The organism is Myxococcales bacterium (assembly GCA_012517325.1).
Lineage (GTDB): Bacteria > Lernaellota > Lernaellaia > Lernaellales > Lernaellaceae > JAAYVF01.
Genome location: JAAYVF010000058.1, coordinates 20070 through 35470 on the forward strand (window position 1 = coordinate 20070; position 15401 = coordinate 35470).

General features: G+C 60.9%; 12 protein-coding genes. 3 read left to right on the forward strand and 9 right to left on the reverse strand.

The window, feature by feature from the left end:
- Positions 1-15 precede the first annotated feature (15 nt).
- From thiL to GX444_10070, 7 genes are all read right to left on the reverse strand, one after another.
- Positions 16-978, reverse strand: a complete 963-nt coding sequence (gene thiL, locus GX444_10040; GenBank protein ID NLH48929.1) for a thiamine-phosphate kinase — start codon at positions 976-978, stop codon at positions 16-18.
- Between the two features lie 48 nt (positions 979-1026).
- Positions 1027-2955 (reverse strand): ATP-dependent DNA helicase, encoded by a 1929-nt coding sequence (locus GX444_10045; protein ID NLH48930.1) that lies wholly within the window; start codon positions 2953-2955, stop codon positions 1027-1029.
- A gap of 5 nt (positions 2956-2960) precedes the next feature.
- Positions 2961-4871, reverse strand: a complete 1911-nt coding sequence (locus GX444_10050) for an ABC transporter substrate-binding protein (GenBank protein NLH48931.1) — start codon at positions 4869-4871, stop codon at positions 2961-2963.
- A 5-nt stretch (positions 4872-4876) separates the two neighbouring features.
- A complete protein-coding gene (locus tag GX444_10055; GenBank protein NLH48932.1) occupies positions 4877-5965 on the reverse strand; it encodes a DnaJ domain-containing protein in 1089 nt (362 codons plus the stop codon).
- 76 nt (positions 5966-6041) lie between these two features.
- Positions 6042-7925, reverse strand: a complete 1884-nt coding sequence (gene dnaK / locus GX444_10060) for a molecular chaperone DnaK (GenBank protein NLH48933.1) — start codon at positions 7923-7925, stop codon at positions 6042-6044.
- A 51-nt stretch (positions 7926-7976) separates the two neighbouring features.
- Positions 7977-8939, reverse strand: coding sequence for a nucleotide exchange factor GrpE (gene grpE, locus GX444_10065; GenBank protein ID NLH48934.1), 963 nt, complete (start codon positions 8937-8939; stop codon positions 7977-7979).
- A gap of 399 nt (positions 8940-9338) precedes the next feature.
- Positions 9339-10418, reverse strand: coding sequence for a hypothetical protein (locus tag GX444_10070; protein ID NLH48935.1), 1080 nt, complete (start codon positions 10416-10418; stop codon positions 9339-9341).
- Positions 10419-11144: 726 nt separating this feature from the next.
- Here GX444_10070 and GX444_10075 point away from each other — a divergent pair.
- On the forward strand, positions 11145-11402 hold the full coding sequence (locus GX444_10075) for a YHS domain-containing protein (protein ID NLH48936.1): 258 nt from the start codon (positions 11145-11147) through the stop codon (positions 11400-11402).
- Positions 11403-11467: 65 nt separating this feature from the next.
- On the opposite strand, the gene GX444_10080 is transcribed toward GX444_10075, so the two are convergent.
- Both GX444_10080 and GX444_10085 read right to left on the reverse strand, forming a co-directional pair.
- Positions 11468-11794, reverse strand: a complete 327-nt coding sequence (locus GX444_10080) for a hypothetical protein (protein ID NLH48937.1) — start codon at positions 11792-11794, stop codon at positions 11468-11470.
- Positions 11743-12129 carry a transposase gene (locus GX444_10085; protein ID NLH48938.1) on the reverse strand — a complete coding sequence of 129 codons (387 nt, stop codon included), beginning with the start codon at positions 12127-12129 and terminating at the stop codon, positions 11743-11745. The genes GX444_10080 and GX444_10085 overlap by 52 nt, the downstream gene beginning before the upstream one ends.
- A gap of 216 nt (positions 12130-12345) precedes the next feature.
- On the opposite strand from GX444_10085, the gene GX444_10090 reads away from it, so the two are divergent.
- Together GX444_10090 and GX444_10095 are read left to right on the forward strand one after the other, a co-directional pair.
- On the forward strand, positions 12346-13755 hold the full coding sequence (locus GX444_10090) for a radical SAM protein (protein ID NLH48939.1): 1410 nt from the start codon (positions 12346-12348) through the stop codon (positions 13753-13755).
- A gap of 50 nt (positions 13756-13805) precedes the next feature.
- Positions 13806-15395 carry a DUF2079 domain-containing protein gene (locus tag GX444_10095; GenBank protein NLH48940.1) on the forward strand — a complete coding sequence of 530 codons (1590 nt, stop codon included), beginning with the start codon at positions 13806-13808 and terminating at the stop codon, positions 15393-15395.
- The last annotated feature ends 6 nt before the right edge of the window (positions 15396-15401 follow it).

The window sequence follows — 15401 nt, forward strand, 5'->3', positions numbered from 1 at the left end:
GTCCTTTCTTCCCCGTCATTTTTTTCTGCCGTGTTCGTAGCCGCGCCGGCGCGGTTCGACCGGCCGGCCGTTTTGCCGCGCGACGACCGCCGACCCGGCGACGAATTCCCCGATCGGCGTCAGGTCCGGCAATTCGCCCGCCAACTCGGCCAGACGGGATGGCGGCACGGCGGCCAGCAATTGATACTCGTCGCCGAAGCCGGCCGCGTATTCGAGCGGGTCCGCGCCCAATCGTCGCGCGACCTCGCGGGCCGCCGCCGCGACCGGCAACCGGTCGAGATCGACGTTCGCGCCGACGCCGCTCGCCGCGCCGACGTGGCCGAGATCCTGCAGCAGGCCGTCGGAAATGTCGATCAGGGCCGTTGCGACGCGGGCCAGCGCGAAACCGGCCGCCAGGCGGGCTCGCGGGCGGCGATAGGCGAGCGCGCAACGGCGCGCGTCGTCGTCATCCCAACCGGCGCGCAAGGCTGCCAGGCCCAGGCCGGCCGCGCCCAGTTCGCCGGTGACGACCAGGAGGTCGCCGGGCCGGGCGCCGCGCCGCCAGACGGGCCGGTCAGCGCTGCCCAGCACCGTGACGGTGATCGCCAGCGGGCCGGGCGTGCCGACGGTGTCGCCGCCGACGATCCGGCCGCCGTGCTCCCGGGCACAGTCGCGCAGGCCTGCCGCCAGGCCGAGCAACTCGGTGTCGGGAAAATCGTCGGGTAGTTGCAGTGAAAGCAGAACGTGAATCGGCCGCGCGGGGTCGGCGCCGCAAGCCGCCAGATCGGAAAGCGCCACCGCCAACGCCCGCCAACCGATGTCCGGCGCGGTCATCAGGCACGGCTCGAAATGAACGCCCGCGACGACGGTATCGATACTCGCCAGGACGGGACCGGGGCCGGTCAGCAGGGCGCAGTCGTCGCCGATGCCGACGGGTGCGCCGTCGTGTTCGCGGCCGAACAATTCCGCCGCCTTCCCGATCCATTCGAATTCGCGCAACGGTGACCTTCCTTGTGGCGGTGAACAGCGCTCAGGATGAACCCCGGTCTAGGCCTGCCAGAAACGCAACACGTCTTCCATTTTGCTTGTCTTCGCGAATGACGGCAAGCTGCCGAGGATCTGTTTGCCGTAGCCCTTGCGGTGGATCCGACTGTCGAGAACGGCCAGCACGCCGCGGTCGTCCGAGGTGCGAATGAGGCGACCCAGGCCCTGTTTGAGCATGATGATCGCCGCCGGCAGTTGATAGTCGAGAAACGCCTGGCCGCCGTCCGCGGTCAGCTTTTCGATGCGGGCCGCGACGATCGGTTCGCCCGGACTGGCAAAGGGCAGCTTGTCGATGATAACGCAGCCCAGGGCGTCGCCCGCGATGTCCACGCCCTCCCAGAAACTGGCGGTGGCGAACAGCACGGTCGCGGGCTCGTTTCGCTTGCGCTCGAGCAACAGGTGTTTGGGCGCCTCGCCCTGCAACAGGCAGGGATAGGGCAGGCGCGGCCGCAAGGCTTCGTAGGCGGCTTCCATATTGCGGATGGAAGTGAACAGGCACAGGCTGCGCCCGCCCGCCGCCCGCACGAGCGGTTCGATCCGCGCGATCGCCGCCTCGGCGAAGGCCGGTTCGCGCGGGTCGGGCATGTCGGTCGGCAGGTAGAGCAAGCCCTGCCGGGGATAATCGAAGCAGGTGGGCAGGCTTTCCTCGAGGGTGTCGAAAGTGATGCCCAGCCGGTTCTTGATGTAGCGAAAGCTGCCCTGGGCGGTCAGCGTGGCGCTGGTGAACACCACCGCCGTCGTGAAGGCGAAGAGACTGTCCTGCATGGCCGTCGCCAGTTCGATCGGATCCTTGTGCAGGATGACGCTGCGCGGCCGCCGCTCGCGCCAGTAAACGAACGCCGCGTCGTCGGCGATGCAAATCTCGTCGGTGGCGACGGCCAAATCCTTGATCCGGCGGGCCAGCGCCTCGAGGTCGACCGAATTGCCGGCGGCGGCCAACGAACTCAACCGCGCCGCCAGACGATCGGCGTTTTCGCGCAGGGCTACCAGGCGTTCGCCGATCTCCGGGGTGCAGCTTTCCGCCGTCAACCGGCTGCGCTCCTCGCCCGGAAAGCGATAGCACTCGAACAGGCCGTCGCGGATTTTGCGCAGACTTCCCAGCAGCGGCGGGATTTCCGTGTCGATCAGATGCAGGGCGGTCAGGGTGCGCGTCAGGTCGCGTTCCCATTCGTCGTAGCGGTAGGAGCTGGTGCTCAGGCCGAAGTAGCTGGTCGCCGTGTCCTCGAGCTGATGCGCCTCGTCGCAGATCACGGCGTTGTAATCGGGCAGTACCTGCCCCTCGCCGCCGCTGTTGAGCCGCACCGACAGATCGGCGAAGAGCAGATGGTGATTGGTCACCACCGCCTCGGCCTGGGCGGCGCGTTGGCGCAGCTTGGTGATGAAACAGGTCGGGTTGTGTTGGCAACGCTGGCCGGCGCAGGTTTCGGGCGTGGAGCAGATGTCGTTCCAGACGGCGCAATCGTCGGGCAGTTGCGGAATCTCGGCCCGGTCGCCGAACTCGGTCTGCGCGGCCCAGCGTTCGATGATTTTAAACAGCGAGGATTCCTGGCGCGACTCGAACACCGGTTGCTGCAGAAAGAGGTGCAGCCGGTAGCGGCAGAGGTAATTGCGCCGGCCCTTCATCAGCACGGCGCGGATCTCCCGGCCCAGGATGCGTTCGGCCAGCGGAATATCCTTGCGCATGACCTGTTCCTGCAGCGCCTTGGTGCCGGTGGAAATGACGACGCGACGCGGGGATTGCAGCGCGGGAAGGAGATAGGCGATGGTCTTGCCGGTGCCGGTCGGGGCCTCGATGAGGGCGACCTGGTCTTCCTGCAAGGCGCGCCGGACCAACTCGGCCATCCGCAGTTGGCCGGGTCGATGCTCGTACTTGTCGAATGCCGCGGCCAGCAGGCCGCGCGGTCCGAAAATGGCCGCCAGTTCGTCTTTCACGATCGTTAAAAAAGTTCCTCGATGCGTTCGCCGCCGACGCGCAACAAGTACAGATGCCGTTGAATTTCGCGATCCTCGCCGACCGTCATTTCGCCCGTCACGCCCGACAGATCGTGAACCTTCAGCAATTCGCGGCGGAACCCCTCACGGTCCAGTTCGCCATGCCCGCCGAGCGCGCGGGCGACCAGGTGCGCGGTGTCGTAGCCGATGGCCGCGAGGAAGGAAGGCGGCTGGTGAAAGGAATCCTGATATTGCTGCACGAACGGCGCCACTTCGCCGTTCGCGGTGCTGTGGGCGAAAAAGCCGTCGACGAACACCGAACGGCTGAGGTAGGAACCGGCCTTGCGGGCCAGCTCGTCGGTGTTCCAGGAATTGATGCCGAGCAACATGACGTCCTTCAGGCCGTAATACACCAATTGCGGCGCGAGCAGGGCGACCTGGCGCGAATTGTCCGGAATGAACAGGGCGTGGATCTGGCCGTGGGCGTTGAGCTGCTGCACGGCGCCGCGAAAATCCGTCTCGTTCGGGTTGTAGCCGACGCTGGCCACCAGGCGATAACGGGTCGAGTCGAGGTTCTGGCTGAACAGGTCGCGGTACAGCCGGCCGCGCGTGTTGTCGGGATACAGGACGGCGAAGCGGAACGCGCCCTGGTTCATCGTCGCGTAGCGGATCAGCGCTTTGACCTGTTCGGAGGCGGTGAGGAAATTGCGAAAGACGAAAAAACCGTGGTCGAGAATGTTCTCGCGCGTGGTCAGCGTGATCAGGGTGATGCCGCGTTTTTCCGCTTCGATCGCGGCGGATTTGGCGCAGGAACTGAGCAACGGCCCGACGATCGCCAGGACGCCGGGATCGTCGGCCAGTTCGTTGACGAGTTTGGCCGCGACGGCGGGGTCGCCCTGGGTGTCGCGGATCACGATGCGGAACGCGGCGCCTTGCCCAGCGCCGAACAATTCGCTGCCTTGCATCAGGCCGTGCAACACCTCGCGGCCGAAGACCGCGCGGTCGCCGGACAGCGGCAGCAGGACGCCGATCGCGGCCTTGATTTCGGAGGGCGCCGGCGCCAGGGGCTTGGCCGCTTCGCGCGCGGCGGGCGGCGCGGCCTCGGCGGTGCGCGGGGCGGGCGCTTCGGCGGTTTGCAGCAACTGTTCCGCCTTTTCGTAGAACTTGTACTGCGGCTTGGCGAAATTGATCTGCCGCAACAGCTTGGCGGCGTCGGCGCGGCGGTTTTCCTTCACCAGGTATTGCGCGGCCCGGTAGCGGGTGAAATCGACGACGGTGCCGTCGGCCATCCGCGGCAGCAGGGTCAGCAAGTCCGGACCGCCGAGGTGCTCGTCGATGAGGATCCGGACGTCCTTCAGGATTTCCACTTGCGCGGCCCGGTCGAGATTTTTCGCGCCGGCGGCGTATTGCGGCAGCGCGTCGGCATAACGCTGCAGCGCCTCGTAGCAGTCGGCGAGCGCCAAATGCGCCTGATCGGCGTGCTTGGTGTTGTTGATGCTCAGATAGTAGTTCAGCGCCGTGACCGCCGATTCGTACTGCCGCAGTTGCTGCCGGCAAACGCCCATTTCGTAATGCGCCTCGACCGCATAGGGATTGTCGGGGAACCGACTGACGAGCATTTCGTAATAATAGACCGCTTTGTCGGGCGAATTCTTTTCTTGGTAGAGGCGGGCCGCTTTGAACAGGCAGGCGGGGGCCGGCGCGCTGTTCGGATAGCGTTCGATCACGATGACGTAATGCTGCAGCGCCTTGCCTTGAAAATTGTTGCGGTAGTAAGCCTCGGCCTTTTCGTACAGCGCCGCGGCCTCGTCGCCGCCCGCCGCTGGCGGCGGAGGCGGCGGCACCGCCGCGGAAGCGCAGGCGGCCAGGCAGAACAGCAGGCCCAGGACGGTCAGCAAATCGAAACGTCGCCGCATCGTCGTTACTCCAACGCGCCGGTCAGGACTTCGGCCAGCCGGGCTGCCTTCTCCTCGCGGCCGTGCCGCAGGGCATCAAACCAATGCATGACGGTCCGGCGCGCTTTTTCGCTCAGATCGTCGGGCAAAGAGACTTCCAGCGTCAATACCAGATCACCCGGCCGGCCATCCCGATTGGGAAAGCCGCGGCCGGGGAAACGCACCTGCCGGCCCGGATAAAGCGCGGCGGGCAGATCGAGTTCCACCACGGATTGATCGGGCAGCGCCAGCGCGATCTGGCCGCCCGTCAACGCGATCGACAACGGCACCACCTTTTCCGCCAGCAGCTCGTCGCCCTGGCGGGAAAAATGCAGCGAGCCGGAAACGCGGATTTCCACAAACAACTGGCCGTCGCTGCCCGGACGGGCGCCCTGGTGCCCCTTTTCCTTGAGGCGCAGGCGGGTGCCGTCGGTGATACCCGCCGGCAGGCGCAGGGTCGTCGTCGTTTTTTCGTTTTGCCAGCCGGCGCCCCGGCAGTCGCGGCAACGGCCGTGGCCGCTCAGGCCGCGCCCGCCGCAGCGCGGGCAGATTTTTTTCAGGCCGGCCAGGCCGGGAAAACGGATTTCGCCGGCGCCGTTGCACAACGGGCAGGCCTCCGGATGGGCGCGACCCGAGCCGTGGCAGGTGGCGCACCGGACCCGACGTTCGTAGACGAGCGGCAAGTGGCCGCCGCGGTAACTGTCGGCGAATTCGATCGTCCGGGTCAGCGTCAGATCCTCGCCGGCCAGGCGCTCCTCCGGCCGCGCGAAAATCGTGCGCAGACCGTCGCTCAGGCGATCGGCGAGCTGCCGGCGCGCCTGCGGCTCTTGCAGGGTCCGGAGGAAAAACCGCAGGGGCGGCGCCAGCAACAGGAGGCGCCAGGCGTCAAAACGCTTGCGGCTGAGCGGATCGGAGAGGACGCGGTAGGCCGCGGTGAGGTTGGCGAACTGGGCCGAATCGACGGGCGTTTGATTGAGGTCGGGGTGCGACTCGCGCACCAATCGCCGATAGGCGGCGCGAATCGCTTCGCGGTCCGCCGTCGGAGAGACGCCCAGCACTCGGTAATGGTCTTGCATCGCCACCGGCTCGTCAAATGAGAAAGGGGCACGGCCGCCGGCCCGTGCCCCCGTTTGGGGTCTATTTGCCGCGGAATCAGGAGAATTCGTCGCCGTCGTCGAATTCTTCGTCGAAGTCGGCGTCGAAGTCCTCGTCTTCCACCGCGGTGCCTTCGTAGCTCGTCGCGTACATCGTTTCCGCCAGTTTGTGGCTGGCGCGGTTGAGTTCCTCGATCGCGGCGCGGATGGCGCGCGAATCGTCGCCCTTCACCGTCTCGCGCAGTTCGTAGATCGCGTTTTCGATCTGGTCGATTTCGCGGTCGGACAACTTGTCGGCGTATTCGCGCAAGCTCTTTTCGGCCGTGTAGATCAGGCCGTCGGCGTTGTTCTTCAATTCGGCCAGTTCGCGGCGGACCCGGTCGGTCTCGCGCGCGTGCTCGGCGTCGCGCACCATGCGGTCGATGTCGGCTTCGGATAGGCCGGAGGCGCCGGAGATCTGGATCTGCTGCTTTTTGCCGGTGCCCAGGTCCTTGGCGCTGACGTGCACGATGCCGTTGGCGTCGATGTCGAAGGTGACTTCGATCTGCGGCACGCCGCGCGGCGCCGGGGGAATGCCCACCAGTTCGAAGCGGCCGAGGGTGCGGTTGTCGCTCGCCATCTCGCGCTCGCCTTGCAGCACATGGATCGTCACCGCCGGCTGGTTGTCGGCCGCGGTGGTGAAGACCTGGCTCTTTTTGGTCGGGATGGTGGTGTTGCGTTCGATGATGCGGGTGAACACGCCGCCCATGGTTTCGACGCCGAGGGACAACGGGGTCACGTCGAGCAGCAGGACGTCCTTCACGTCGCCGCGCAACACGCCGCCCTGAATGGCCGCGCCGACCGCGACGACTTCATCGGGGTTGATGCCGCCGTAAGGCTCCTTGCCGAAGATCTCGCGCACCGCCTGCTGAACGCGCGGCATGCGGGTCATACCGCCGACCAGGATGATGCGGTCGACGTCGGTGGTTTTCATGTCGGCGTCGAGCATGGCCTTTTGGCAGGGGCCTTCGAGGCGTTGAATCAGGTCGTCGACCAGCTCTTCCATCTTTTCGCGGGCCAGGCGCATGTTGAGGTGCTTCGGGCCGCTGGCGTCCGCGGTGATGAAGGGCAGGTTGATGTCGGTTTCGTAGGCGGAAGACAGCTCGTGCTTCGCTTTTTCGGAGGCTTCCTTCAGACGCTGCATGGCCATCTTGTCCTTGCTCAGGTCGATGCCGTGCAGGTTTTTGAATTCGGCAACCAGGTGCAGGATGATGCGTTGGTCGAAGTCTTCGCCGCCGAGGAACGTGTCGCCGTTGGTTGATTTGACTTCGAAGACGCCGTCGCCGATTTCCAGGATGGAAATATCGAAGGTGCCGCCGCCGAGGTCGAACACGGCGATTTTTTCGGATTCGCGTTTGTCGAGGCCGTAAGCCAGACTGGCTGCGGTGGGTTCGTTGATGATGCGCAGCACGGTCAGGCCGGCGATCGTGCCCGCGTCCTTGGTGGCCTGGCGTTGCGCGTCGTCGAAGTAGGCCGGCACGGTGATCACCGCTTCGGTCACTTCCTCGCCGAGGTAGTCTTCGGCGATCTGCTTCATTTTTTCCAGGATCATGGCGCTGATCTGAGCCGGTGAATAGGTGTGGCCTTGCACTTCCACCCAGGCGTCGCCGTTTTCCGCCTCGACGATGTTGTACGGCACCATCTTGCGGGCATGCTGGATCTCGGCGCTGACGTACTTGCGGCCGATCAGCCGTTTCACGGCGTACACGGTATTCCGCGGATTGGTGATGGCTTGCCGTTTGGCCACCTGGCCCACCGGACGTTCGCCATTGTCGGTGAACGCGACCATCGACGGGGTCGTTCGCGAACCCTCGGAATTGGCGATGACGATCGGTTCGCCACCCTCGATGAGAGCTACGCAGCTATTGGTGGTCCCCAAGTCGATCCCAATCACCTTGCTCATCTTGTCTTCCTCCTCAACGACAAACGCTTTCCTCACCGGATAAGGAACCGATTATGTACCCTGGCTTCCATCCCCCGATTCGGAGGCTTCGGACAATTTGGTTTCGCCAGTCGGTGCGGCTGGCGCGGCCGGCACGGCCGGCTTCTCTGTCTTCGCGTTCTGGTTGTTCTGGCGCATGCTGACCACCACGCGCGTCGGGCGGATCAGCCGATCGAACAACATGTAACCCTTTTGATACTCGGCGATCACGATGTTCGGCGGCATTTCCGCCGTTTCCACGGTCGTGATCGCTTCGTGATAGTTCGGATCGAACACATGCCCCATGGCATCGATCGCTTGCATTCCGGCGCTCATCAGAGCATCCATCAGTTGCTTGTGAACCAAGCGTACGCCCTGAATCATGGCGGAATTCTTATCGACCGTGTCGGCGTGTTCGATGGCGCGCTCCAGATTATCGAGAATGGGAAGAATTTTCAATATTAATGCTTCATTGCTAAAGCGTTTTGTAATTTCAGCTTCTTTGGTCAACCGCTGGCGGAATTTTTCGAACTCGTTTTGCAGTTTGGACAGCCGGTCCATCAATACCTGGATCTGATCTTCTTTTTCTTTCAGGAGGCTTTCATCGATTTTGGCCTTGTTGCCTTGCAGATCGTCGAAGAGGACCGATTTGAAAAACTCCGCCTCTTTCTCGAGGTTGTATTCTTCTTCCAACAGGTTCGAGAGCAGTTGCAGATCGGATTCCAATTCGGCATCGGGCTGGCTTGCCGGACGGGCCGTCGACGCCGCGGCTTTCCGATCTTCGTTTGAATCCAGCAATTGCATGATATCGCTAAGCTGTTTAGCGGCGGCTTCGTTTTTTATCGTGGGTTTTGCTTTGGACGGCGGAGTTGCGGTTTCGGCCGGGGCTGACCGAACTTCAGCCTGGATTTTTTCGACCGCCTTTAAGGCCTCTTCAAATACCGATTCCGGGATGTTGGCCTTAAAAGGGCTGGTCTCTTTTTCGTCCGGTTTCAAAACGCACATACTCCAACGCCAAGGTACGGTTTAAGCGATTACCCTTAAGCGTTCGATAATAAGAGGTGTCAATCTCCCCAATCTTGTTCCTCACATATAGGACAAGGATTGAAATATTGTCAAGGCGTCAGACGATAACATTTTCCGTTTCCTGGTCGTTCGCGGAGCGCCCCGATCACAACATTGCAATCCGTCCTTTTCCCGTTCGATCCTTAAGGCTTTTTATTCAGGAGGGGCTAAACTTTCCGATCTGATTTCTTATCGGTAGGCCGATCGCGTCCCGCCGTCGCCCCAATCCCCTGCGAATCCCACTTGCCGGATGATTATAATTTTCCGCGTACTCCGGCGCAACAAAAAATTTTGTTTTTTTCAAGCTTTTTATCCGCCGGGCGCGCTTTGTCAGAAAATGTACCGCATGTTCAAGTACAAAATCAGATATTCTTCGGTTACATCCTCTGATTTGGTCTCTTCACGCAGGAAGGTCGCCCCCAGATCCAGATTTCTTCTCCCGGTGTATAAAATGCCGCCGCCCAAGGTCATATCGTCGTAGGTCGTATCGTCGTCCTTGGTTTGCGAATAATCGAATTCGGCTTTTAATCCCATGTGCAACCGGGAAATCGGGTTGAAGTCGAAGGTGCCGGTCACTCCGGCCATGATCGAAGTCGGCGGATCGCCGGCATCCATCTCGAATTCGTCGGGGGCGCTGATGTGTTCCTGAATGCCGTAATCGTAGCGCAGGCCGGCCTGCAGTCCGAACGTGGGGTGCAGGGTCTGGGCAATCAGCAGGGAAGGCCGGATCGACAAGGTGTCTTGGGTGACGGTGGCGTCCTTCAAGTTGATTTTGGACAGATCGCGGATATCGTCTTCATCGGGAAGCTGCTGGGTCTTTTCGATTTTTTCCAGCATCTCGAGCATGTTGTTGAGCATTTGCACCATCAGAATGGCCGGCGAGCTTTGAACACCTTGATCGTAAATCACATCGGAAGCCAGGGCGACGCACGTTCCCCAACTTTCGCTTTGCACCAGCGAAACCTTGGGAGTGAAAAACGCGGAGTATTGTCCCTGGCCGCCGTAAACGACCGCCGTGGTTTCATCGGCGCCGGCCAAAGCCCGGCCGATCAATTGCGCTTCAAAGCTGAACCGATTGAAAAAGGCGAATTCAAGGTCCATTACTTCCGCCAGGCCGCCGGCGTGGAACGTGTCCTCCTGCACCACGAGGAAATCCTGCACGTCCTTGAATTTGGTCGTCACGTAGGCGTAGCCCAGATTGACGCCGACATTGGTCGTCGGGATCGCCAGCGGAAAGTTCAGCGAACGGAAAAACATGTGCCCCTTCAGGGTGCGGTCGTCCAGGTCGGGGGCGGTCGCCGTCGGTTCCGCGGCGTCGGTTTTTTTCTTTTTCGCGGCCCAGGCATCGGCCGCCTGAACGCATAAAACGATCGTCAGCAGAAAAATGAAATAACGCTTCATCACCTGCATGGGGATCTCCTCCATTAATTAACAATAACGAATGGACTGAATGCCTGACGAGTATGCCGATCCGCGATGAAAAATGCAAAACTTTTTCGATGATCCCACGGTGACGATCCCCTCCGGGTCGGCGGGCCATTAGCGCGAGGAAGGAAAAGGCCGGCCGGCGATTTTTTTCGGCGTAATCGCCTTTCGATGAAACCATTCCGGCGATCTCGTGTCGATAACAACGGGGACAGCGGCTTTTTTTTGATTCAGGGTCGCTGGCCAGGATTTGTTGAAAATGAATGAGGAATTCACCGGAGGGTTCCTAAGGGGACGAATGTAAAGGGAGAAAATCGGGAAAATCGCGATGTCGATTTGATGAAATTATTCAACAATTGAGCTTAAATAATTCAAATGAAATATTGATTTGAATTTCAATAATATCAAAATAAATTATTATCCAAAAAATGAGGGCAATAAAGTAAAAAATATTGACAGGTAATCAGTTCGGCGGTAAAAGCGCGACCGTTGTTTGAATGAATGCGCGGCATCTCGCTTGACAATCAAATCCGGCAAAAGAATTCAAAAAATTTTAACCTATTTTTGAATTCGTTCATCTAACCGGCGTCACAAATTCGTCCAAGCAAGGACGATTGACCTTTGACGTGTTTGGGGGCGCCTACTTCGTAAAGAAGGGCGCACTGAGAAAAGGTAATGGATCATCAACAAAGGAGACTCGAGATGAAGAAGATGGTTGCTGCCCTGGTTATCGTGTGCTTCCTGGGTGTTGCGATTGCCGCTTTCGCCGCTGACGCCGCCAAACCGGCGCCGACCTCGTTCGACAAAGAGCAGGCCGTGGGCACCAAGGCCACCTGCATCGTCGACGGCAAAGAGATCACCGTCGCCGCCACCACCCTGAAGTCCGTCCACAACGGCAAAGTTTACTATTTCGACAGCGCCGCCTGCAAAACCGCTTTCGATGCGGCTCCGGCGAAGTTCGTGAAATAGTACGAAGCTGAGCTGAAAAAACCGGCGGCGATCAGCCGTCGGTTTTTTTTTGCCGAAAATCGGGATCAGACGGTCAGCGGCCGGCCACGCGGGTGGGAATGCAACGGTCGATGCAATTGCTTTTCCAGTTCGGCGATGAAGGCCGCGTCGCCGCAGGGACGGCCGGAACGGGTATTGGCGCGGATTTCATTCAACCATCGCGGATCGTCCGCGTCCTTTAAAAAGGCCTGCCAATCGGCGGGAGCGGTCGGCAGTTCCTCGATCGTGAAAACCGGCGCACCGTCCAAGCCGCCGACGTGCGAACGGGCGCTGGACCATTCGTAATCCGCGGCCGTTTGCGTCAGTCCCAGGCGCACGGGATTGCGTTCGACGTAGCGGATCGCCGCCGGCAACAGTTTTTTTCGCAGACGCAGGAAGCGAATCGTCCTTGCCACAAATGGCCGGTCTCTCCCAAACGGTGATTGAAATATTGCGTGTAGCGCATGTGCGCCTGGTTGAAGATCAACGACAGCGAGTCTTCCATCTCGGGGACGATCACGAAATGGACGTGGTTGTCCAGCAGGCAATAAGCCAGCACCCGCGCGCCGTAAAAATCGACCTCGTGCGCCAGGATTTCGAGGTAATGCCGGCGATCGTCGTCGGTCAGAAAAACCTTTTGATGATAGTTGCCCCGCTGTTCCACGTGGTGCGGCAAACCGGGGATGACGACTCGGGCGATCCTGGACATGGCGCGAGATCATAGGAGCGAGGCGGCGCGGGGTCAAGAAAAATGGCCTGGACCGGCGAATTTTGGGCGGTTTTCAGGAAGGCCGGGGCGCGGCCGACCCGCGACGGCTGGAATCACGAGATACTTTTTTTCCTAGGCAAATTCACTTATTCTCGCCGAGAGGTTGATTCTTTGCTTTGGCTTCGGGTGCGCGCCGGAGGAGGTTGCTGAAACGCCGTGCGGATTCTGCTCGTCAATCCGCCGCCCTTTCATCGGGCGGTAACTTCCAGTCAGCGGATCATGGCGGAAAGCGCCCAATATCCACCGTTGGGTCTGTTATACCTGGCCGCCAGCGTTCGCCGACAGGACCCGACCGCCGAAATCCGGCTGCTCGATGCCTACGATTTTCGAAATTCGGTGGACGAGATCAAGCCGGTAATTCGTGAATTTCGCCCGGATATTCTCGGCCTGACCGCCAATACCTGGTTGTGGGGCGATTGTTTGGCCCTGGCGCAATGCGCCAAGCAAGCAATGCCGAAATTGCAGGTGACGATGGGCGGTTATCACCTTTCCATCTATCCCGGGGAATCGATCATGTCCCCGGCGGTGGATTCCATCGTCATCGGCGAAGGCGAGGATGTATTCCCGGAAATGATCGCGCGTCTGACGGCCGGTCATTCGCTGGAAGGATTGGCCGGCGTATGGTTCAAGCGTCAAGGGCAGGTGGTTCGCAATCCACCGGCCGGCCGGATCGAGGATTTGGACCGGTTGGCCTTTCCGGAGCGGGAATTGCTGCCGAACCGGCGCCGCTACACGTTCAGCACCGATCCGGAAGTGCGGACGACGACGATGCTTTCGAGCCGGGGTTGCCCGTATCAATGCCTGTTCTGCAATTCCTTCGGCCGGTATATCATGCGTTCGCCCGAAAACGTGGTCGCGGAAATGGCGGTTTGCCGGGCGCAAGGATTTGAATCGATCAATTTCGTCGATGACGGCTTCAATATCGATCTGGCGCGGACGAAACGTTTGTGCGATCGAATTGAAGAAGCCTCTCTGGGTTTGACCTGGAGTTTTCGCGGCCGGGTGGACGGAATGGACGAGGAACTGGCGGCAAAACTTGCGCGGGCGGGTTGCCGGCGCGTCAATTTCGGGATGGAATCCGGTTCGGACCGTATACTTGGATTGATCGGCAAACGAGCCAGCGTCGCGGAGGGTCGACGGGCCGTCCGAATCGTCAAGCAAGCGGGATTGAGCCCGGTCGGGTATTTCATCGTCGGCTTTCCGGGCGAAACCGAAGCGGAATTTCAAGCGACCGTCCGTCTGGCCCGCGAGTCGCCGTTCGATTACGTTCAGTTCAACACCCTGATGATCTTTCCGAAAACGCGATTGAACGACCTGGCCGTCGAACAAGGAGTGCTGGCCGCCGATTATTTCGACCGCTACCTGAAAAACCCGGCCGGCCGCCTGATGATTCCGCTCTGGACGGCGGACCGGCCGCGCGCCGCACTGATTCGAATGATGCGCCGAGCTTATCGCAGTTTTTATCTGCGCCCTTCGTATGTGTGGGCCCGTCTTCGCGAGGTTCGATCCTGGCGCGAATTGCGAAAAAAAGCCCGGATGGCGATCTATGCTTTTACCGGAGCCTGATGAAAAGCGAAACGACCAGCGAGCGTGAAAATTTTGACCGGGCACAACGGGTGAGATCTCGATTCGAACCTGGCGGCGCGGTGGCGGTCGGTTTGCTTTCGCTGGTGTTTTTCATCGTCGGTGCCGTTCTGCTTTGGGCGAAATGGCGGAACCAGGCGGACGGCCTGCTCGATTTCGCGAAAATGGCCCGCAATTACGAAATGCTTCTGCAAGGCTTTCCTTATCAGTACCGGGCACTTTATTACGGCTATTTTTACGCCGGGTTTTTGGTTTTGATTTTGCCGCTCTATGCGCTCTGCCGTTCGGTGACGACGATTTTCGCGGTTCATTTATTGGCCTTCACCGCCGCCGTACCGCTGCTTTATCTGCTGGCGCGGCGGCGCCTCCCCGGGGTGGCTCTGCCGTTGGCGATCGCCGCGATGTATGTGTTAAGCCCAACGGTCGATTTGTTGACGATCGGAGTGTTGCGCTTCGAGGCAATGTGGTCGTTGGTTTACCTGCTGACGGTCTATTGCCTGTGGACCGGCCGCTGGCGGGCGGCGCTCTGGTTGACGACGCTCGGCTGTTTTTTGCGCCTGGACGGAATGCCGGCATTTTTCATTCTGGGATTGCTTTGGCGGCGGGAAAATCGTGTCATCGGCCGGTCGATGATCCGCCGGTCGATTTTCGTCGCGGTTCTGATGATCGCGGCAATGGTGGTGTTTCGCCTGGTGAGCGGCATCGCGCCCGAACTCGGGCAATCGCATCTGGGCGACGACGGTTTGAGCGGCCTGCTCAAATCGCTTGGGTCGGCGGCCGGCTATCGGCACGGCCTGCTTCTGCTGCAACTGCTGCTGTTGCCGTTATTGGCGCCCCGTTGGCTTTGGCCGGCCGCGGCGAGCGCGCTTTACATCTTGGCGAGCGCCGGAACATTTTACAAGTTACCGCTGGTCCATACCTTGCTCGTGACCGATAGCTGGTACACGCCAGCGCTTCATACCCACGATACGATTCTCCTGCCGGTCTTGTTCGTCGCGGCGATTGAAGGATTGCGCAATGGGCTGGCCTGGCTCGAACGGCGGCGCGGCGCCCGTCGCTGGGACGCGCCGGCGCTGGCCGGGATTTTGGCGGTGCTGGCTCTTGCCGGGCACTGGTTCGGCACGCCGACCAATCTGGGCCCGGTTCCGCTGACGCCGGCGTTCAATCTGGATTATTACCGTCAGACGCCGCATAGCCGGGCGGCCTGGCAAGCCTTGGCTTTGGCGCCACGGGATCGGCCGGGTTTGATGCAATTCAATTTCGCCGAACGCGCCTGGGATTACCCGCTGATCGAGGAGATTTATCCGAACACGGTCGTTTGGGACAAGTACGAGTATGCGCTGATCGATCTGTACGCCTACAGCGTCAATATGGAGAAGGACGAGCTGCTCATGAAGGTCGACGAACTGCTCGCACGCGGCGATTTTCAGGTCGAGCGGTTCGCCGATGGGATCGTGTTTTTCCGCCGGGGACAGCCCGACGCGAAAAACGAGGAGTTGCGGGCGTTCCTGGCGGCCGACCGCGAACGGTTGCGCCAAAACCTGCCGTCGCCCTATCGGGACGGCCCGCGCGAGCGTCAACGGGCGCTGGATCTGACTTTTTCGGCCGCCATGCTGCCGTAGCGGGCC